The organism is Streptomyces sp. NPDC051740, assembly GCF_044453165.1.
Classification (GTDB): domain Bacteria; phylum Actinomycetota; class Actinomycetes; order Streptomycetales; family Streptomycetaceae; genus Streptomyces; species Streptomyces atrovirens.
This window is the reverse complement of record NZ_JBITCL010000003.1, coordinates 476,495-495,350: the sequence shown is the minus strand read 5'-3', so window position 1 is coordinate 495,350 and position 18,856 is coordinate 476,495. Positions and strand designations below refer to the sequence as shown.

Here is an 18,856-nt window from a genome sequence, read left to right as displayed (position 1 = left end):
CGTTCCCGTCGTCGACGCGAGGCCCCGCCCATGACCGCAGATCCGCTCGCCCCTCTCGACCTGGCGTTCTGGAACATCGAGTCCGCCGGTCATCCCATGCACCTCGCGGCGCTCGGCGTCTTCTCCGCCGGCTCGCCCTCCGCGGCGGCCCACGCTGCCGATCTGCTGGCGTCCCGGGCCGCCGCCGTGCCGGGGCTGCGCATGCGCATCCGCGACACCTGGCAGCCGCTCGGTCTGCGCCGGCCGCTGGCGGCGCTGCGCCGCCCCTGGCCGGCGCCCGGCGAGCCCCTGGCCGCCGCGCTGCGGCAGCCCCTCGTCTCCGCCCTGCGCCGGTCCCTCGCCTTCGGCGGCGCCGCCCGCGAACCCGACCCCGGCTTCGACCCCCTCGACCACGTACGGCTGCACCCCCCGGCCGCCGAGTTCCACACCGCCGCCGGACGCCTCATGGGACGCCCGCTGCAACGCACCCGGCCGCCCTGGGAGGCCCATGTGCTGCCGGGGGAGGACGGCACCTCCTTCGCCGTCCTGTTCAAGTTCCACCACGCCCTCGCCGACGGGCTGCGCGCCCTCACCCTCGCCGCCGCGCTGATGGACCCGATGGACCTCCCCGCACCACGGCCCCGCCCCGCCGAGCCCCCGCGCGGACTCCTCCCGGACGTGCGCGAGGTGCCCGGCCTCGTCCGGGACGCCCTCTCCGACGCGGGCCGGGCCCTGGACATCGGCGCCGCCGTCGCCCGCTCCACCCTCGACGTGCGCTCCTCGCCCGCGCTGACCTGCGCGCCCAGCGGCACCCGCCGCACCGCCGGCGTGGTCGTCGACCTCGACGACGTGCACCGGATCCGCAAGAGCGCCGGCGGCACCGTCAACGACGTACTGATCGCGGTCGTCGCGGGCGCCCTGCGCCGCTGGCTCGACGAGCGCGGCGACGGCAGCGAGGGCGTCGCGCCCCGCGCCCTCATCCCCGTCTCCCGGCGCCGGCCGCGCACCGTCCATCCACAGGGCAACCGGCTCTCCGGGTACCTGATACAGCTCCCCGTCGACCAGCGGGATCCGCTCGTCCGGCTCGCGCTGGTGCGTACCGCCATGGACCGCAACAAGGACGCCGGTCCGCACCGGGGCGCGGGCGCGGTCGCCCTGCTCGCCGAGCACGTGCCGCCGCTCGGCCACCGGCTCGGCGGACCGCTGCTCGGCCAGGCGGCCCGGCTCTGGTTCGACGTCCTGGTCACCAGCGTGCCGCTGCCCGGCTTCGGTCTGCGGCTCGGCGGCGACCCGCTCGGCGCCGTCTTCCCGCTCGCGCCGCTGGCCCCCGGCCACTCCCTCGCGGTCGCGGTCTCCACCTACCGCGGACGCGTCCACTACGGGCTGGTCGCCGACGGCGCGGCCGTCCCTGACCTCGACCGGCTGGCCCGCGCGCTGACCGAGGAGGTGACGACGCTGACCGCCGTCTGCGATCACTGACGTATCCGGTTTGGCGCTGCGGCCCGGCGCTGAAGTAAAATCCCCCGTTCGACAGCGTGCGCGAACGGAGCGCCGCGAGAAGCAGAGCGGGAAACGGCAGCGGCGATGACGGTGACACAGGACGGCCCCGAGGCCATGGACGCGGTGGCACACGGGCCCGGCATCGACCCGGAGCGGCTGGCCGTCTGCCTCGACGTGCTGCGGGAACTCGACGAACTCGACGTCGACCACCCGGACGCGATCCTGGTCCGCCGGGCCACCTCGCACATCTACCGCACGGTCAAGCAGCGCCGCCGCCAGGAACGCAGGGCCGCCAAGACCGCCCACGACAAGGCCGTCACCGAGGCCACCGCCACCGGCTCCGCCGAGCGCATCGACGACGAGACCGAGGGCATCCTGCCCTCCTCCCGCGTCGAGCCCGGCAGGATCGCGGGGATACTCCAGCGTCCCCGCTCCTGCTACACCTGCAAGACCCGCTACACCGAGGTCGACTACTTCTACCACCAGCTCTGCCAGAACTGCGCCGCCGAGAACCGCGCCCGGCGCGACGCCCGCGCCGACCTCACCGGCAAGCGCGCGCTGCTCACCGGCGGACGCGCCAAGATCGGCATGTACATCGCGCTGCGGCTGCTGCGCGACGGCGCCCACACCACGATCACCACGCGCTTCCCCAAGGACGCCATCCGCCGCTTCAAGGCCATGGACGACTCCGCGGAGTGGATGCACCGCCTGGAGGTCGTCGGCATCGACCTGCGCGACCCCGCCCAGGCCGTCGCGCTGGCCGACCGGGTCGCCGAGCAGGGCCCGCTCGACATCCTGATCAACAACGCCACCCAGACCGTACGCCGGCTGCCGTCCGCGTACGCCGCGCTCGTCGAGGGCGAGGGCGCCCCGCTGCCGGCCGGTGAGCTGCCCGCCCACCACGTCATCGGCGCCTTCAACTCCGGCGCGGTCGACGGGCTGACCGCGCTGCCCGTCGGTGTCAGCGGACTCGAGGCGCAGAAGGTGGCCGACCTCGCCCTGGTCGCGGGCAACGCCAGCGTGGTCCGGCACCGTGAGGGCACCGCCATCGACGCGGGCGGCCTGCTCCCCGACGTCGTCGACACCAACACCTGGGTCCAGACCATCGAGCAGATCTCCCCGGTGGAGCTGCTGGAGACCCAGCTGTGCAACTACACGGCGCCGTTCATCCTGATCAGCAAGTTGCGTCCGGCGATGGCCGAGGCCGCGCGCCGGGCGTCCGCGGGACGCGCGTACGTCGTCAACGTCTCCGCGATGGAAGGCGTGTTCGACCGCGGCTACAAGGGTGCGGGGCACCCCAACACCAACGCCGCCAAGGCGGCCATGAACATGGTGACGCGGACCAGCGCGCAGGAGATGTTCGACGCCGACCGCATCCTGATGACCTCGGTCGACACCGGCTGGATCACCGACGAGCGCCCCCACTTCGACAAGCTGCGCCTCGCCGACGCCGGTTTCCACGCCCCGCTCGACCTGGTCGACGGCGCGGCCCGCGTCTACGACCCGATCGTGCGCGGCGAGGCGGGCGAGGACCTGTACGGCGTCTTCATGAAGGACTACGCGCCCGGCCGGTGGTGAGGGCGGCCGGCCGTGCCCGGCGGGGAGCCGTGCGCCGCCGGCGGCCCCAGGACACCGGCGCCGAAGCGGACGGTGCGGGTCTCCTCGTCCGCCGCGCGGCCGGCCCGTACCCCTGGTCCGCCCGGCCGTGGCGCGGCGGTGCACGGCTCCGCGCGCCGGCCCTTCCGGGAGCAGGCCGTCGCCGTGCGGCAGCGGACCGTGCCGCGTACCGGCCGACGGGACCCGAACCGCGCCCCCGGCCGCGCGGCCCGGTCGAAAGCGCCGACGTCGATGTACTTCGAACGGGTGATGGCGGCTGGCCGCGTCCATCCGGAAATAGGGGCATATCCCGGTCTATCGAGTACCGTCCGACGCGGGATTGTTACCCTCGGTTTTGAGCCCCATCGAGCGGGGGGCCGCTCATTTGGTTACTCTGATCCGGACGGACAGCAGTTCAGGGTTCTACCCGCACCCACGGTCCGTCATGGGACCAGCCGGTTCACAACGGCCTGCTCTCCCTCAAGTCGCCGACGCCACCGCGTCCGAACGGTTTTCCTCCAGACCCGCGCGGACGTCGGACGCCAGGCACAGGGCCGACGCAGTACGTCCCGAGGGTGACCGACACATAAGGAGTGCGCGGTGACACCGGAGCAGACGAAGAGCGATCAGCGCCCCAGGGAGCACGCGGAGCGCGCCGCCCGCCGGCCGGGAGAACTCGGCAGTCTCGACGTGTGGGCCCGTTCGGCCCCGATCCGCCTCGCGGGCTACGAGGACGACCTCGCCGAGCCCCACATCCTGCCCAGCGTCGACTGACGGCACGTGCGGGCGGGCGCGCCCCGTCGCTACGGCCGGGCGTAGGGCCGGGTCATGATCTCCATGTTGTGGCCGTCCGGGTCGTCGAAGTAGGCGCCGCGTCCGCCGAAGAGGTCGTTGACCCTGCCCGGCTCGGTGTGGCTCGGGTCCGCGTAGTAGGTGACCCCGGCCGCCTCCAGGCGCGCGATCATGGCATCGAACCGCTCCTCGGGCACCAGGAACGCGTAGTGCTGGCCCTGGACCGGCTCGTCCCGCTTCTCGTAGTAGTCGAGGGTCACGCCGTTGCCCAGGTCGACCGGCAGGAACGGGCCGAACGGGGCGCCGACCTCCAGTCCCAGTATCCCGGCGAGGAACTCGGCGGAGTACCGGCGGTCGCTGGCGTAGACGGCGGTGTGGTTCAACTGGACGTGCTGTACTGCGGACATGGCGGGATTCGTCTCCGGTGTCGGTTTCCGTGGTGGGAGGGAACACGCGGAGAAGAGGCGGGCCACGGGCGCGCGCGAGCGGGGGCGCGCCCCGCACCGGCCTCACACCGAGGCCGGGAACGCCTCACGTGAATGGCCCATGGCCGACCCGGCAGTCACCCGGCCGATCCTAGACCCTCGCGATCGATCACCGCAATGCCGTCGCGGTCAGGCCGGGGGGTGCCCGGCCCCGCCGTGGCGCGCGGTCGACTCGTTCTCCTGACCGACGCGGACGAGGTCACCGCCGGGGAGTGGCGGCTCGTGGTGGACACCGAGGTCGACCGGCACCGGACGGAGAAGTTCCTCGAGCTCGCCCTCCCGCTTGACCCGCACGCCGAACGGTACGCGTCCGAGACGCGGTGCGGGCACTTCTTCCGGCCCACCCACACCGACGGCGACGGCGGTACGACCACCACGGTCCGTGCCGGCTGATGACGCTGCGGCTGAAGCGGGCCTGACCGGCTCAGTCCTCCAGCCGGGCGCGCAGCCACTCCTCCACCGCGCCCACGTGCGCGGCCGCCGCCGCCCGCGCCGCCTCCGGGTCGCGGGCGGCCAGGGCGCGGTGGATCGCGGCGTGTTCGCGCCGGGTGCGGGCGAAGGCGCCCTCCTCCTGGTACCCGCGCCGGACCCGGGCCCGGAAGGTGCGCGAGGACAGGCCCTCCAGGATCGCGGCCGTCGTCCCGTTGCCGGCGGCCGCCGCGATCTCGCGGTGGAAGGCCAGGTCGTGGGCGAGGATCTCCTCCGGGTCGTCGGTGGCGTTCATCGCCGTCAGGTGCTTCTCGACCTCGGCCAGCCGGTCCGGGGTGATCCGGGCGGCGGCCAGGGCGGTCGCGTGCGACTCCAGGACGCGGCGCACCTCCAGCAGTTCGACCAGTTGCCGCCCCCGGGACAGGTCCGCCACCACCCCGAACGTCTCCAGCAGGTCCCCGGCCTCCAGCCGGGTGACGTAGATGCCCGAGCCGTGCCGGGCCTCGACCACTCCCAGCACCGTGAGCGCGCGGATCGCCTCCCGCATCGAACTGCGGGAGATGCCCAGCCGGGCGGCGAGCTCCCGCTCGGTGGGCAGCCGCTCGCCGGGCTCCAGTTCCCCCTCGCGGATCATCGCCGTGATCCGCTCGATGGCGCGCTGCGTCACCGTGCCCTTCTGCGGGGCCGTCTCCTCCACGCCACTCCTCCACTCACCGGATGCGCCGCAGTCTAACGACGGAAGTGGTCGGACCAAATTCGGTCAGATGGCGGGTCCGGCGCGCCCGGAGGGTGTTCTCATCGGCAAGTGGTCTGATAAATATGCGATTCCGTCCCCCGTCGAAAGGTTCTCCGTGCCCCCGCGACCCGCCCGCATCACCGCCGTCGACACCTACGACGTCCGGTTCCCCACCTCGCGTGAACTCGACGGCTCCGACGCGATGAACCCCGACCCCGACTACTCGGCGGCCTACGTCGTGCTGCGCACCGACGCCGCCGACGGACACGAGGGGCACGGCTTCGCCTTCACCATCGGGCGGGGCAACGACGTCCAGGTCGCCGCGATCGAAGCACTCCGCGGCCATCTCGTCGGACGGTCCGCCGACGAACTCTGCGCCGACCCCTCCCTCCTGAACCGCGACCTGACCGGCGACAGCCAGCTGCGCTGGCTCGGACCCGAGAAGGGTGTGATGCACATGGCGATCGGAGCCGTCGTCAACGCCCTCTGGGACCTGGCCGCCAAACGCGCGGACAAACCGCTGTGGCGGCTGCTCGCCGAGGCCGACCCCGCCTGGCTGGTCCGCCAGATCGACTTCCGCTACCTCACCGACGCCCTCACCCCCGAAGAGGCCCTCACCCTCCTGCGCCGCGGCCGGGAGGGCGCCGAGGAGCGCACCGCCCTGCTGCTGGAGCGCGGCTACCCCGCCTACACCACCTCGCCCGGCTGGCTCGGCTACGACGACGGGAAACTCACCCGGCTCGCCACCCGGGCGGTCACCGACGGCTTCCGCCAGATCAAGCTCAAGGTCGGCGCCGACCTCGACGACGACCTGAGGCGCTGCCGGGTCGCCCGCGCGGCCGTCGGACCGGACGTGCGCATCGCGATCGACGCCAACCAGCGCTGGGACGTGGACGAGGCGATCCGCTGGACCAAGGCCCTCGCCGCGTTCGACCCGTACTGGATCGAGGAACCCACCAGCCCCGACGACATCCTCGGCCACGCGGCGATCCGCCGCGCCGTCGCCCCGGTGAAGGTGGCCACCGGCGAGCACGCGCAGAACAGGATCGTCTTCAAGCAGCTCCTCCAGGCCGGCGCCGTCGACATCGTCCAGATCGACGCGGCCCGCGTCGGCGGGGTCCCCGAGAACCTGGCGATCCTGCTGCTCGCCGCCAAGTACGGCGTCCCCGTGTGCCCGCACGCCGGCGGGGTCGGCCTGTGCGAACTCGTCCAGCACCTCTCGATGTTCGACTACGTGGCCCTCACCGGCACCACCGAGGACCGGGTCATCGAGTACGTCGACCATCTGCACGACCACTTCCTCGACCCGGTGGTGATCCGCGACGGCCACTACGCGGCACCCCTGGCGCCGGGCTTCTCCGCCGCCGTGCGACCGGAGTCCCTGGCGCGCTACACCTATCCCGACGGCGGCTTCTGGGCCGCCGACCCGGACACACGGAAGAACAAGGACCAGGACAAGGAGCAGGCCGCATGAGCGACTTCGAGGGACTGACGGCCCTGGTGACCGGCGGTGCCTCCGGCATCGGCCGGGCCACGGCGGAACTCCTCGCCGAGCGCGGCGCCCGGGTGGCCGTACTCGATCTCGACCCGTCGACGGTCGGCGAGCCCCTCACCGGACACCGTGCCGACGTCACCGACGACGCCTCGGTGCGCGCGGCGGTGGCCGCCGCCGTCGACGGCCTGGGCGGCCTCGACGTACTGGTCAACAACGCCGGCATCGGCGCCCGGGGCACCGTGGAGACCAACTCCGACGAGGAATGGCACCGCGTCTTCGACGTCAACGTCCTCGGCATGGTCCGTACCGCCCGCGCCTGCCTGCCGCATCTGCGCGCCTCCGCGCACGCGGCGATCGTCAACACCTGCTCCATCGCCGCCACCGCCGGTCTGCCGCAGCGGGCCCTGTACAGCGCCACCAAGGGCGCCGTGTACTCCCTCACCCTCGCCATGGCCGCCGACCACGTCCGCGAGGGCATCCGCGTCAACTGCGTCAACCCGGGCACCGTCGACACCCCCTGGATCGGCCGGCTGCTGGACGCGGCCGACGACCCGGCCGCCGAACGCGCCGCCCTGGAGGCCCGCCAGCCCGCCGGCCGCCTGGTCTCGGCCGCCGAGGTCGCCGGTGCCGTCGCCTACCTGGCGAGCCCGCTGTCCGGCGCCACCACCGGCACGGCCCTCGCGGTCGACGGCGGCATGCAGGGACTGCGGCCGCGCCCGGAGAGCCGGTGAACCCCCGCCGGCTCGGCCGCAGCCGCGTCGAGGTCACCGCCCTGGCCTTCGGCGCCTCCGGCATCGGCAACCTGTACACCGAGGTCGGCGAGGAGGCGGCGCACGAGACGGTGCGGGCCGCCTGGCAGCGCGGCATCCGTTACTTCGACACCGCCCCGCACTACGGCCTCGGCCTGGCCGAACGCCGCCTCGGCGCGGCCCTGCGGGAGCACCCGCGCGACGCGTACACGGTGTCCACGAAGGTGGGCCGCCGCCTCGAACCCGTCGCGCACACCGTGGGCGACGACCTCGCCCACGGCTTCGCCGTCCCCGCCACCCACCGCCGCGTCTGGGACTTCAGCGCCGACGGCGTACGCCGCACCCTGGAGGCGAGCCTGGAACGCCTCGGCCTGGACCGGGTCGACGTCGTCTACCTCCACGACCCCGACGACCACGCCGAACAGGCCTTCCGCGAGGGCTATCCGGCCCTGGAGCAGCTCCGCTCGGAGGGTGTCGTCGGGGCGATCGGCGCCGGTATGAACCAGACCGCGATGCTCACCCGCTTCGTCCGCGACACCGACGTCGACGTCGTCCTGTGCGCCGGCCGTCACACCCTGCTCGACCAGAGCGCCCTGACCGACCTGCTGCCCGCGGCCCGGGAGAACGGCAGATCGGTCGTCATCGGTGGTGCCTTCAACTCCGGGCTCCTCGCGGACCCGAGGCCGGGCGCGACGTACAACTACACCCGCGCGCCCGCCGGGTTGCTGGACCGTGCCCTGCGGCTGAAGGAGGCCGCCGAACGGCACGGCACCACCCTGCGTGCCGCCGCCCTGGCGTTCTGCGCCGCCCATCCGGCGGTCGCGAGCGTACTGGTCGGTGCCCGCTCGGCCGCCGAAGTCCGCGACTGCGCCGACCAGTTCGCCGCCCCGGTACCCGCCGCCCTCTGGCAGGAACTGCGCGACACCGGCCTGCTGCCGCCCGAGGGGGAGCCGTCGTGACCGTCGACGCGCACCACCACGTCTGGGACCTCGCCGTCCGCGACCAGGACTGGATCACCGGCCCCGAACTCCGCCCGCTGCGGCGGAACTTCACTCTGGCCGACCTCGCACCCGAGACGAGCGCGGCCGGTGTCGGCCGTACCGTCCTGGTGCAGACCGTCACGGTCCCGGAGGAGACCCCCGAACTGCTGGCGCTCGCCGAGGCCCACGAGCCGGTCGCCGGGGTCGTCGGCTGGACCGACCTCACCCGCCCCGACATCGCCGACGAGCTGGCCCGGCTGCGGGAACTGCCCGGCGGACGGTATCTGAAGGGCATCCGCCACCAGGTCCAGGGCGAACCCGACCCCGAGTGGCTGCTGCGCCCGGACGTACGGCGCGGACTCGCCGCCGTCGCCGACGCGGGCCTGGTCTACGACCTGGTCGTCCTGCCCCGGCAGCTGCCGGCCTGCGTGGCGGCGGCCGGGGCGCTGCCCCGGCTCACCTTCGTCCTGGACCACCTGGGCAAGCCGCCCGTCGCCTCGGGCGCGCTCGAACCCTGGGCGTCCGGCGTCCGCGCCCTGGCCGCACTGCCCAACACGGTGTGCAAGCTCTCCGGCCTGGTCACCGAGGCCGACCGGGCCTCCTGGACCGTCGACGACCTGCGCCCGTACGCCGACGTCGTGCTGGACGCCTTCGGCCCCGGCCGGCTGATGTTCGGCTCGGACTGGCCGGTGTGCACCCTCGCGGCGGCGTACGGCGACGTCCTCGCCACCGCGCGGGAGCTGACCGGGGGCCTCGACGCCACCGGACGCCGTCAGCTCTTCGAGACCACCGCCACCCGCGTCTACGGCCTCTGAGCCGGCCCCGTCAGCCGGGTCGGCGGCAGGAACTCCCGCACATACGTCCGCTCCCAGCACGCGCCCGTCTCCCGCAGCTCCCGCCACGTCGTGTAGCGGTAGCGGAAGAGGCGGGCGCGGATGTGCCGGGGCGGCGCGTCCGCGGGGAACGGGGAGCGGCGCAGCAGCCTCAGCGTGTCCCGGTCGCCCTCCAGCAGCCGCTCCACCAGCGCGCCGAACCAGGGACCGGCGTACGCGGGCGACAGCGCGGCGAACCACATCAGCCAGTCGAGCCGCAGATGGTACGGCGCGAACTGCCGCGGCCAGCGTCGCGGATCACCCGGCTTGCCCTTGAACTCGTACTCCCGCCAGCCGGCGTCCTTCCGGGGCACCTCGTCCGCCGTCCCCTCCACGACCACCTCGTACCGGATCCGGCTGACGCTGCCGAACGCCCCGTAGGTGTTGACCAGGTGCAGCGGGTCGAAGGAGCGGTTCATCACCTGGCGGCGGGAGAGCATGTTGCGCACCGGCCGGTGACTGAGGCCGAGCAGCAGCGCGCACACCGCGAGGACGACGACCACGTACCACAGCGGCGCGTCGGGCACCGCGGGCGGATCGGCGGGGAACGCGACCGCGGGCAGGGCCAGCACGATAGTGATCCAGTTCAGCCACGCGAAGTTGCCGGACAGCACCAGCCAGAGCTGGGTGGCGATCATCAGCGACGCGGCGGCCGTGGCGACCGGCTGCGGGGCGAACAGCAGGAACGGCACGACGAGCTGGGTGACGTGGTTCGCGGCCACCTCGACGCGGTGCAGCGGTTTCGGCAGACGGTGGAAGAACCAGCTCAGCGGCCCCGGCATCGGCTGGGTCTCGTGATGGTGGTCCAGACAGGTCAGCTTCCGCCAGCACTCGTCGCCGCGCATCTTGATCAGCCCCGCGCCGAACTCCACCCGGAACAGGATCCACCGCAGCAGGAACAGCACCACGACCGGCGGCGCCACCTCGTCGTTGCCGAGGAGGACGGCCAGGAAGCCGACCTCGAGGAGCAGCGACTCCCAGCCGAACGAGTACCAGGTCTGCCCGACATTGACGACCGACAGGTACAGCGCCCACGGCACCAGCCACAGCAGCATCCCGCCCCACAGCGGAAGCAGCGAGTCCAGCCCCGCCAGCAGCGCCGCCGACACCGCGCAGCCCGCCCAGGCGCACACCGCGAAGAACCGGTCCGAGTAGTGCCAGTGGAACAGGCTCGGCGACCTCCTGAACGGCACCCGCTCCACGAAACGCGGCACCGGCAGCATGCCGCGCTCCCCGATCAGCGCGCGGAACTGCAGCGCCGCCGTCAGGAACGCGACCAGGTACAGCCCGGCCAGTGCCCGCTGGAAGACCAGCCGGCCCGTCCAGTACTCGGACGCGGTGAACCACTCCACGGCCGTACGCTCCCTCCTGCCTCGTCCCGCCGACACCTCCGTGACTCTCCGTATACCACCGCGCGGGCCGCGCAACCCGCGCGCGGACGGCGCCCAGCGGTCGAAGAATCGCGTGAATCCTGACAAGGTGGGCCCATGGCTGATCGGGGAGCGAGCCCCCTGTCTCTCCCGGACGACTGGCCGGACCACCCGGATCCGATCCTGGCGCTCAACCGCATGGGCGGTTTCGACTGGGACCTGGACGCCGGGGTGATGCAGATGGACGCCCAGGCGCACGAGATCTTCGACCTGCGCCCCGACGAGTACGACGATCACCCCGAGACCCTGGGCAGCCGGGTCCCGCCCGGCGAGGCCCGGCGCCTGGACACCGTCGTGTCGCAGGCGCTGAAGGCCGGCAGCGAGAACTACGGCGCCTACTTCCGCGTCCGCTGCCGCGACGGCTCCCTGCGCTGGACCCACACCCAGGGCTACATCCGCCGGGACGAGTCCGGCCGGCCCCGCCGCATCATCGGCATCGTCCGGGACGCCACCCAGGAGCTCCGCGACACCGAGGCCCGGCGCGATCAGGCGCTCCAGGAGGACATCCGCCGCCGGCAGACCAACGTCGTCCAGCTCACCACCGCCGCCCTCGCCCACGCCCGCACCGTGCAGGACGTCATCGACGTCCTCAAGGACACCCACGGCCTCACCCATCTGGGTGCGACCAGCCTCGTGATGGGTCTGGTCGAGGCGGGCAGGATCCGGCTCATCGCGGAGGGCCCCGCGGGCAGCTTCGTACCGGGCACCGACGTCACCGGGATCGACGAGCCGTACCCGATGAGCGAGGCGGTGCGCACCCTCAGCCCGCGCTTCATCGAGTCGCCGGAGGAGTTCGCCGAACGCTATCCGGGGCTGTGGCGGGGCATCACCGGCCTGAACATCACCTCGGCGGCCTATCTGCCGCTGATCGTCCAGGCCCGTCCCATCGGCGCGATGGGGCTGCTCTACAGCGACCGGCGCGGCTTCACCGCCGAGGAGCGCAACATCCTCGTCGCCCTGGGCAGCAGCATCTCCCAGAGCCTGCAGCGCGCGATGTTCTACGAGCAGGAGATGGACCTCGCCCAGGGGCTGCAGCAGGCCATGCTGCCGCGCACCATCCCCAGCGTGCCCGGCGCCGACCTCGCCGTGCGCTACCGCGCCGCCTCCATCGGCGGCTCCCCGGGCCGGGACATCGGCGGTGACTGGTACGACCTGATCCCGCTGCCGGGAGGCCGGGTGGGCGCCGTCATCGGCGATGTCCAGGGCCACGACACGCACGCCGCCGCCGTCATGGGCCAGCTGCGCATCGTGCTGCGTGCCTACGCGGCCGAGGGCCACCCGCCGGCCACCGTGATGGCCCGCGCCTCCGTCTTCCTGGACGAGCTCGACACCGACCGCTCCGCGACCTGTCTCTACGCCGAGGCCGACCTGTCCACCGGTGTGCTCCAGGTGGTCCGGGCGGGCCACCTCGACCCGCTGGTGCGCCGCACCGACGGCTCCTGCCGGCGCGTCCCCGTCCCCGGCGGGCTGCCGCTCGGCCTGTCCGCGGAGTTCGGGCGGCTCGACTACCCGGTCGGCACGATGGAGCTCGATCCCGGCGACATCCTGCTGCTGTGCACCGACGGCCTGGTCGAGCAGCCCGGCGCCGACCTCGACGACGGCATGGAGGCCCTCTCGGCGCTGGTCGCCGCCGGCCCCGACGACGTACGCGACCTCGCCGACCGGCTCATCGACGTGGCCGGGGAACGCGGCGGCGGCGACGACGTGGCGCTGCTCCTGCTGCGCCGCCGTGCCCTGGACAGCGCGCGGCCCGACGGCCGGCTCAAGCAGCGGGTGACGCCCGGCGACCCGGAGGCGCTGGCCGAGACCCGGCGCATGATCCGTACGACGGTGGGCACCTGGGGCGCGGGGGAGCGGGCCGACGAGATCGAGCTGGTCGCCGACGAGATGATCACCAACGTGCTGATGCACACCGAGGGCTCCGCGGTCGTCACCCTGCGGGCCCTCACCGGCAGTGAGCGGCGCGTGCGGGTGGAGGTCGAGGACTCCTCCAGCGCCCTGCCGCGCCGCCGGGAGGCGGGCGAGTCGGGCGTCTCCGGGCGGGGCCTGCTCCTGATCGAGACGCTCACGGACGTCTGGGGCGTGGAGGCACGCGGCGGCGGCAAGTGCGTGTGGAGCGAGTTCGTGGTGGCGAAGGACCCCGGCCCGGCCTGAGCACGCGCGGTCGCCGTGCCGTCGGCGCGGTTTTGGGGCTCCTGCGGGCACGGCGGGCAGCACCGCCCGCACGGGCGGGCCCCGCGGTCGTCGTGCCGCGGCGGCACGGCTGCGTGGAGCGCGTGCCGTACCGGGAGCGGACCGTGCCCGGGGTGATGCCGGCAGCGTGGGACGGTGCCGTGCCGGGCGGCCCCGTCGCGCCCGCCGCGGTGCCCGAACGGCCTGACCGCCGGTGCCCCGGACGGCACTCCTGACGTATGCCGGAACCGCTCTCCCGCGAAGGCGGACGCCGGCGGCTCAAGGGGGCGCCGCGCACCGCGCTGCCCGCGTGGGGCCTCACCGGGGCTTCAACGTCACCAGGCTGTCGCCCTCCGCCGTACGCACCTCGTAGCGGGCGATGTCCTCGGGGTGCATGGCGGAGCCGCCGAGCACCGTGTGGGGGCGGGCGTCGAGACGGGGCACGCTCCAGCTGGTCACCGTCTCCTCGGAGCCGTCCCGGCCGACCACCACCAGACGGCAGGTGCGGGGGCCGGCACCGTCCTTGACCTCGATCTCCACGTTGCTGCCCCAGGCCTCGTCCTGAGTGGTCACCTGCGCCCACACCCCGGACCGCTCGTCGGTCGCCGCGACGCTCGCGACGCTCGCGCCGTCGTCCCGCGCCAGCACCGCGACCGCCGGCGCGGACACCGCGACCACCACCGAGGCGGCCAGCGCCAGCAGCAGCCGGCGCCGCCCCGCCCGGTTGCGGGCCGCCACCTGGGACAGCAGCCGGTCCAGCATCCTCGGGCCGGGCTTGGCCAGCGGGTGCACCAGCCGCGGGGTGGAACTCCGGTACAGCATCAACTGGCGTGCCGCGGGACCGAATTCGGTCACCTGGACAGCGCACTGGGGGCACTCCATGAGGTGGTCCTCAAAACGGAACGCGTCCGCCTCGTCCAGCACGCCGAGCGCGTAGGCGCCGACGTCGCGATGCCTCTCCAGGGACCTCATGCCGAATCCTCGTGCCGTTGGGTGCGGGTGGGGTTACTCCTTGCTCCCACCGGTACGCACCAGGCACCCGAATCACTCAAGCGACGTGCCGAATCGTAATCAAGGGATTCGGAGCGGACCGGCCCCCGGATTGGCCGGATCGGCGGGAAATCTAGAAAAGGTGGATGGCGAGGTGACCGAGCGGCAGCCCGAGCTGCCACGCCGGTGTCCACACCTTGGGTCCCTCGTCCTCACCGGTCACCGCGCCGCCGCCCGGCACCGCGTTCAGATCGGGCGCGAGCAGCTCCGTCTCCCGCAGCCAGCGCCAGGCCTCCCGGGCCAGCTCCAGGTCCGGATCCGGTGCGTCCCGGCCGGCCGCGGCGGCGTCCGCGGTCAGCCCCCGCAGGCGCCCCTGCACCCACTCCTGCCACGGCTGGTCGTACGCGGTCAGCGACAGCCAGGTCTCCAACTGGGTGACCACCCGGATGCCGGACAGCTCGCCGTCGGTGTCGGACAGGAACACGGTCAGCGCCAGCGCGTCCCGGCCCGCGCGGAACTCGAAGGACGTCGGCGGCATCAGATCGCCGCTGCGCAGCAGTTCGTCGGCGATGTACTCGGCGTACAGCCAGGCCATGGGGACGGTCAGTTCACCGTCGCCGGTGCCGTCCGTGTTCTCTCGACCTCTGTGCAGCATCCCTTCCTGCCTTCCTCCGGTGCGTGCGCGTCGCCCGAACCCGGGCCCCCGGTCCGGAACACGGATGAGGACAGCCGATTACTCAACCGGGGTGGTCGGCAAGGCGCTTTGCGAAGGTTTGACTCTGCCTTCGGTTTCACCGCATGTCGGAGGCGTATCCGGGGAGCACCCGGCGCAGGGCGCGCAGCGCGTAGTACGCGCGGGACTTCACGGTACCGGGTGGAATCCCGAGGGCCGTCGCCGCTTCCGCCACACTCGCCCCCTGGAAGTACACGAGCACCAGGACTTCCCGGTGCTCCGGAGTGAGTGTCTTCACAGCCTCGCGGACGTCGAGCGCGGCCGCGGCCCGCTCGGCGTGGTCGGAGATCACCCGGGCGTTCTCCAGCACGGCGTCCCCGACCTCGGCCGGCCGGGCCTGCCGGGCCCGTCGCGCGTCGATGGCGAGCCGCCGTCCCACGGTGAGCAGCCAGGGCCGTACGGAGTCGAAGTTCTCGGCGCGCAGGGCCTCGGGGTGCTGCCAGGCGCGCACCAGGGTCTCCTGGACCAGATCCTCCGCGCGCTGCCGGTCCCCGTCGCAGAGCCGGAGCAGCAGCGCGAAGAGGGGCCGGCCGTGCTCGCGCTGCAGTGCGGCGAGCTCGTGCTCGGCGGTCGTCCCGTTCATGAGTGTGGTTCCGGCCGTCATGGCCGTATGGCAGCGCACGGCGCGACGCGGGGACAGGGCGTGCGCAGGAGCGTGCGGCGGACGGTCGATCGCGTCGACGAACGGTTCGACGAACGGTCGGGGCGGTCGTTCGCGCACGCCGGACGGCCTAAAGGGCGTGTCGGAACGGCGACGGGTGTGATGTGGCTTCTTATCTGTTCATCCATAAATACGACTACAGCGGGGTGGAGTGATGATCACACGCAGTCGGCAGGTGGCCCTGGTCCTGACCGTCGTCCTCGCCGCGGGCGCCGCCTGCCAGGCCCGCGGCCACCGGCCACCGGAACCGGGACGTCCGGCCCCTTCCGCCACGGGGCCCCGCGGCTTCACCCTGGTCGCCTCGGGGGACGTGCTTCCCCACGACTCGGTCATCGAACGCGCCCGCTTCGACGCGGGCGGCACCGGGTACGACTTCCGGCCGATGCTCTCCGGCGTCCGCTCCGTCGTCGCCTCCGCCGATGTGGCGCTGTGCCACATGGAGACCGTGTACGGCACAGGCGGCGACTACACCGGCTACCCCCTTTTCAAGTCCCCGCCCGAGGTGGCCCGCGGTCTCGCCGCCACCGGCTACGACGGCTGCTCCACCGCCTCCAACCACTCCCTGGACGACGGTGCCGAGGGCATCCGCCGCACCCTGGACGCCCTCGACCGGGCCGGTGTGCGCCACGCCGGCTCGGCGCGCACCGAGCGGGAGGCCCGTACGGCGACCGTGCTGCGCGCGGGCCCGGCGCGGGTCGCCCACCTCGCCTACACCCACGACACCAACGGCCTCCCGCTGCCGCCGGCCGCGCCCTGGGCCGTCGGTCTGATCGACGAGGCGCGGATCGTCGCCGACGCGCGGGCGGCCCGGAAGGCCGGAGCCGACGTCGTCGTGGTCTCCCTGCACTGGGGCACCGAATGGCAGGAGGCCCCCGACGGGCGGCAGACCGCCCTCGCCCGCTCGCTCACCGCCTCGGCCACCGGGGGCCGCCCCGACATCGACCTGATCCTCGGCACCCAGGGCCATGTTACACGTACAGGCGTACGCGCCACAGGCGTCTGACCTGCGGTTATGTGAACGCGTACCGGGCGGCCACGGCGTCCACCCCCTCAGCGCTGAGGTCCTGAGTGCGGGCCGTGTCGCTGTAGACCCGCCATGCGCCGCCGGGCAATTCCTCCGGCATGGCGACGCATTCCGTACCCATCGTTTGGAGCTGCGCGGCGACATATACAGCTTGCCGTTCGGTCATCTGGTATCCGTCCATGATCGAATACTAAGGTCAATAGTTCGTTGGATACCGACAAACGGCAAAAGCCTTGTGCCCCCAAACCGGCGAGGACGGGAGACTCACCACGGGATCGGCTCGGCGTCTCCACCGGAGCATGCGGGGCACGGTCGTTTGTAGGTCCAGCCGCACAGCGCACAGCCGGTGAACCCGCAGCAGCCATCGCACCAAACGACACCGTGACCGGCGCAGCAGCCGCATAGATCACCCCATTTCCAGAGTGACCAGGGTTCCTCTCCTCCGGTCCGTCCGGCGCGCGGTTTCGGGTGGTAGGGCTCGGGGGTGGAGGGCACCACAGCGGGCCGTCTGCGGGCCGTACGCGGCCTCTCCGGGGCTGTCGTCACTAGTGCCCCTCGGGGTGCCGACGCAGCAAGACATTGGCGTCCGTGATCGTGGCCACGTCCCCGACCACGCGCGCACGCTCCCGAACGTTCGCCAACTCAGCGCAACCGGCGCACCCTTCAACGGGCGTTGGCTCCAACTCTGGTTGCAATAACGGCAGTTCAACCGGCTCATTCGGGTACGCCCTCGGTTCCGTCATGGGGGCCAGCGTCCGCCCGCAGATGATCTACGGCTAGCGGCCCTTTGTCGGCCCGGTGTAGGCCAGGAATCCGGCGCTGTAGGCCAGACTTAGAGCATGGGGAACATCGGGGCCAGCATCCGACGGGAGCGCGAACAGCGCGGGTGGAGTCAGGCACGGTTAGCGCGGGAGGTTTGCCGGGCGGCCGGTGTGGTCGGGGAACCGGTCGGCCGACAGGAAGTCAGCCGGTGGGAGACAGGGAAGCGCACGCCGCGCGAATGGCTGCCGTTCATCGCTGCTGCGCTCGGGGTTCCCGTGGAAGCGCTGAGAAAGCCACAGACGGCCGCTGAACCGCCTTTGCCGACACTGGCGGACTATCTCCCCGACGATGACCCGCTAGCCGCTCTCAGCGCCCATACAGGCCGTCGCATTGGAGCCGGTCAAGTGGCAGACCTGAAACAGCGTGTGCATGGCCTACGGCTTGCCGATGACGTGCTAGCGGGCGGGGATCTCATGCGTCCGGCGCTGCGTGAACTCCGGTCCGCTGTCCGGCTGTACCAGGAAGGCACTCATTCGGAACTGACGGGCCGTCAGCTACTGGTGCAGATTGGGGAGCTGGCCCAAATTGCGGGATGGATTGCCAGCGATGCCGGACAGCACGCCGAGGCAGAAAGGATCTACCGGCTAGGTCTATCGGCCGCACACCGGGCCGAGGATTCCACGCTGGCCGGAAACCTCCTTGGATCACTCGCCTACCAGCGGACCAACACCGGGGATCTCCGGGCCGGTATCGACATGGCGCAAGCCGCATTGCACAGTGCCGAGGATGCGCCGCCACGGGCACGCGCTCTCTACTTCGATCGGGTGGCCTGGGCGCACGCGAAAGCGGGGGAAGCACAACCGGCTATGCGCGCCCTTGGGGAAGCTGGGGAATCACTAGCGCAGCATGGCGGGGAGGACGAACCCGATTACCTGTACTGGGTTGATTCCGGCGAACTGCAAGTGATGGAAGCACGGGTTTTCACCGAACTGCGTAGACCACTCCGCGCCGTGCCAATACTGCGTGACGTCCTCGGCCGGTATGACGCAACCCATGCTCGGGAACTTGCGCTCTATCTGTCGTGGTTGTCTGTGGCATATGCCGACGCGAACGAGCCCGAAGAATCAGCGGCCGTTGCCGAACGGGTTATCTCGCTATCGGCGGATGTGGCCAGCGAACGGACAGCGGAACGGGTGCGCGTCATCCTGAGCCGATTGCAGGAATTCCCAGACGTACCAGAGGTGTCCGCGCTCCTCGCGGAACACGAGACAGCTTGCATGAGGCAACTCTAGGCAGGAAACACGTAAAGCCCCGTACCGGCCACCAGGAAGGCAGCAGATACGGGGCTTTACGTGTGGCTCGTGATAAGGCTCGTTCGGGCGGCATCGCGCACTTACTCAGTATCAGCCCAATCGGTCACGCGCCGGTCATGCGCAGGAATCTGGAAATCGTCGCCGGAACGTAGGGAAAA

The 18,856-nt window shown here is 72.3% G+C and carries 16 protein-coding genes and 2 pseudogenes; 11 read left to right on the top strand and 7 right to left on the bottom strand.

Annotated elements, in window-relative coordinates; translation table 11 throughout:
• Window positions 1-30: 30 nt before the first annotated feature.
• From ACIA6T_RS08030 to ACIA6T_RS08020, 3 genes are all read left to right on the top strand, one after another.
• Window positions 31-1,458, top strand: coding sequence for a wax ester/triacylglycerol synthase family O-acyltransferase (locus tag ACIA6T_RS08030; RefSeq protein ID WP_399445688.1), 1,428 nt, complete (start codon window positions 31-33; stop codon window positions 1,456-1,458).
• A 105-nt stretch (window positions 1,459-1,563) separates the two neighbouring features.
• Window positions 1,564-3,057: an SDR family NAD(P)-dependent oxidoreductase gene (locus tag ACIA6T_RS08025; RefSeq protein ID WP_385049475.1), complete on the top strand. Its 1,494-nt coding sequence runs from the start codon at window positions 1,564-1,566 to the stop codon at window positions 3,055-3,057.
• A 618-nt stretch (window positions 3,058-3,675) separates the two neighbouring features.
• Complete coding sequence (locus tag ACIA6T_RS08020) at window positions 3,676-3,849, top strand: hypothetical protein (RefSeq protein WP_399445687.1); 174 nt, start codon at window positions 3,676-3,678, stop codon at window positions 3,847-3,849.
• Between the two features lie 29 nt (window positions 3,850-3,878).
• On the opposite strand, the gene ACIA6T_RS08015 is transcribed toward ACIA6T_RS08020, so the two are convergent.
• Window positions 3,879-4,274, bottom strand: a complete 396-nt coding sequence (locus ACIA6T_RS08015; protein WP_073935209.1) for a VOC family protein — start codon at window positions 4,272-4,274, stop codon at window positions 3,879-3,881.
• Window positions 4,275-4,514: 240 nt separating this feature from the next.
• On the opposite strand from ACIA6T_RS08015, the pseudogene ACIA6T_RS08010 reads away from it, so the two are divergent.
• Window positions 4,515-4,706: pseudogene (locus tag ACIA6T_RS08010) on the top strand (glycoside hydrolase family 38 C-terminal domain-containing protein); the annotation flags it as partial.
• A 70-nt stretch (window positions 4,707-4,776) separates the two neighbouring features.
• Here the strand turns inward: ACIA6T_RS08010 and ACIA6T_RS08005 are convergent.
• Complete coding sequence (locus tag ACIA6T_RS08005; RefSeq protein WP_385049461.1) at window positions 4,777-5,478, bottom strand: FadR/GntR family transcriptional regulator; 702 nt, start codon at window positions 5,476-5,478, stop codon at window positions 4,777-4,779.
• A 154-nt stretch (window positions 5,479-5,632) separates the two neighbouring features.
• Here ACIA6T_RS08005 and ACIA6T_RS08000 point away from each other — a divergent pair, with 154 nt between their 5' ends.
• The 4 genes from ACIA6T_RS08000 to ACIA6T_RS07985 are packed head-to-tail and all read left to right on the top strand — an operon-like array spanning window position 5,633 to window position 9,556.
• Window positions 5,633-6,991 carry an enolase C-terminal domain-like protein gene (locus tag ACIA6T_RS08000; RefSeq protein ID WP_399445686.1) on the top strand — a complete coding sequence of 453 codons (1,359 nt, stop codon included), beginning with the start codon at window positions 5,633-5,635 and terminating at the stop codon, window positions 6,989-6,991.
• Window positions 6,988-7,743: an SDR family NAD(P)-dependent oxidoreductase gene (locus ACIA6T_RS07995; RefSeq protein WP_399445685.1), complete on the top strand. Its 756-nt coding sequence runs from the start codon at window positions 6,988-6,990 to the stop codon at window positions 7,741-7,743. The genes ACIA6T_RS08000 and ACIA6T_RS07995 overlap by 4 nt, the downstream gene beginning before the upstream one ends.
• The gene (locus tag ACIA6T_RS07990; RefSeq protein ID WP_399445684.1) at window positions 7,740-8,720 is read left to right on the top strand and encodes an aldo/keto reductase; all 981 of its coding nucleotides are present in this window, start codon (window positions 7,740-7,742) and stop codon (window positions 8,718-8,720) included. The genes ACIA6T_RS07995 and ACIA6T_RS07990 overlap by 4 nt, the downstream gene beginning before the upstream one ends.
• Window positions 8,717-9,556, top strand: a complete 840-nt coding sequence (locus tag ACIA6T_RS07985) for an amidohydrolase family protein (RefSeq protein ID WP_399445683.1) — start codon at window positions 8,717-8,719, stop codon at window positions 9,554-9,556. The genes ACIA6T_RS07990 and ACIA6T_RS07985 overlap by 4 nt, the downstream gene beginning before the upstream one ends.
• On the opposite strand, the gene ACIA6T_RS07980 is transcribed toward ACIA6T_RS07985, so the two are convergent.
• Window positions 9,544-10,965, bottom strand: a complete 1,422-nt coding sequence (locus tag ACIA6T_RS07980) for a lipase maturation factor family protein (protein WP_399445682.1) — start codon at window positions 10,963-10,965, stop codon at window positions 9,544-9,546. The two genes, ACIA6T_RS07985 and ACIA6T_RS07980, sit on opposite strands and share 13 nt — an antisense overlap.
• Window positions 10,966-11,100: 135 nt before the next feature.
• Here ACIA6T_RS07980 and ACIA6T_RS07975 point away from each other — a divergent pair, with 135 nt between their 5' ends.
• Window positions 11,101-13,197: a SpoIIE family protein phosphatase gene (locus ACIA6T_RS07975; RefSeq protein WP_399445681.1), complete on the top strand. Its 2,097-nt coding sequence runs from the start codon at window positions 11,101-11,103 to the stop codon at window positions 13,195-13,197.
• A 336-nt stretch (window positions 13,198-13,533) separates the two neighbouring features.
• Here the strand turns inward: ACIA6T_RS07975 and ACIA6T_RS07970 are convergent, their stop codons facing one another.
• The 3 genes from ACIA6T_RS07970 to ACIA6T_RS07960 all read right to left on the bottom strand — a co-directional run bounded on the left by ACIA6T_RS07970 (window position 13,534) and on the right by ACIA6T_RS07960 (window position 15,542).
• Window positions 13,534-14,187: a zf-HC2 domain-containing protein gene (locus tag ACIA6T_RS07970; protein WP_399445680.1), complete on the bottom strand. Its 654-nt coding sequence runs from the start codon at window positions 14,185-14,187 to the stop codon at window positions 13,534-13,536.
• 151 nt (window positions 14,188-14,338) lie between these two features.
• A complete protein-coding gene (locus tag ACIA6T_RS07965) occupies window positions 14,339-14,860 on the bottom strand; it encodes a hypothetical protein (protein WP_399445679.1) in 522 nt (173 codons plus the stop codon).
• Between the two features lie 136 nt (window positions 14,861-14,996).
• On the bottom strand, window positions 14,997-15,542 hold the full coding sequence (locus tag ACIA6T_RS07960; protein WP_085571417.1) for a sigma-70 family RNA polymerase sigma factor: 546 nt from the start codon (window positions 15,540-15,542) through the stop codon (window positions 14,997-14,999).
• A 211-nt stretch (window positions 15,543-15,753) separates the two neighbouring features.
• Between ACIA6T_RS07960 and ACIA6T_RS07955 the strand changes: the two are divergent.
• Window positions 15,754-16,596, top strand: a pseudogene (locus ACIA6T_RS07955) (CapA family protein); the annotation flags it as partial.
• Between the two features lie 13 nt (window positions 16,597-16,609).
• Here the strand turns inward: ACIA6T_RS07955 and ACIA6T_RS07950 are convergent.
• Window positions 16,610-16,804 (bottom strand): hypothetical protein, encoded by a 195-nt coding sequence (locus ACIA6T_RS07950; RefSeq protein ID WP_399445678.1) that lies wholly within the window; start codon window positions 16,802-16,804, stop codon window positions 16,610-16,612.
• Between the two features lie 658 nt (window positions 16,805-17,462).
• Between ACIA6T_RS07950 and ACIA6T_RS07945 the strand changes: the two genes are divergently transcribed.
• Window positions 17,463-18,677, top strand: a complete 1,215-nt coding sequence (locus ACIA6T_RS07945) for a helix-turn-helix transcriptional regulator (RefSeq protein WP_399445677.1) — start codon at window positions 17,463-17,465, stop codon at window positions 18,675-18,677.
• Window positions 18,678-18,856 lie beyond the last annotated feature (179 nt).

What these genes read in the sequence shown, in the direction of transcription:
- ACIA6T_RS08030 (WP_399445688.1), top strand. Translation starts at nt 31, where the DNA reads ATGACCGCAGATCCGCTCGCCCCTCTCGACCTGGCGTTCTGGAACATC.
- ACIA6T_RS08025 (WP_385049475.1), top strand. Translation starts at nt 1,564, where the DNA reads ATGACGGTGACACAGGACGGCCCCGAGGCCATGGACGCGGTGGCACAC.
- ACIA6T_RS08015 (WP_073935209.1), bottom strand. Translation starts at nt 4,274, where the DNA reads ATGTCCGCAGTACAGCACGTCCAGTTGAACCACACCGCCGTCTACGCC.
- ACIA6T_RS07995 (WP_399445685.1), top strand. Translation starts at nt 6,988, where the DNA reads ATGAGCGACTTCGAGGGACTGACGGCCCTGGTGACCGGCGGTGCCTCC.
- ACIA6T_RS07975 (WP_399445681.1), top strand. Translation starts at nt 11,101, where the DNA reads ATGGCTGATCGGGGAGCGAGCCCCCTGTCTCTCCCGGACGACTGGCCG.
- ACIA6T_RS07970 (WP_399445680.1), bottom strand. Translation starts at nt 14,187, where the DNA reads ATGAGGTCCCTGGAGAGGCATCGCGACGTCGGCGCCTACGCGCTCGGC.
- ACIA6T_RS07965 (WP_399445679.1), bottom strand. Translation starts at nt 14,860, where the DNA reads ATGCTGCACAGAGGTCGAGAGAACACGGACGGCACCGGCGACGGTGAA.
- ACIA6T_RS07960 (WP_085571417.1), bottom strand. Translation starts at nt 15,542, where the DNA reads ATGACGGCCGGAACCACACTCATGAACGGGACGACCGCCGAGCACGAG.
- ACIA6T_RS07950 (WP_399445678.1), bottom strand. Translation starts at nt 16,804, where the DNA reads ATGGACGGATACCAGATGACCGAACGGCAAGCTGTATATGTCGCCGCG.
- ACIA6T_RS07945 (WP_399445677.1), top strand. Translation starts at nt 17,463, where the DNA reads ATGGGGAACATCGGGGCCAGCATCCGACGGGAGCGCGAACAGCGCGGG.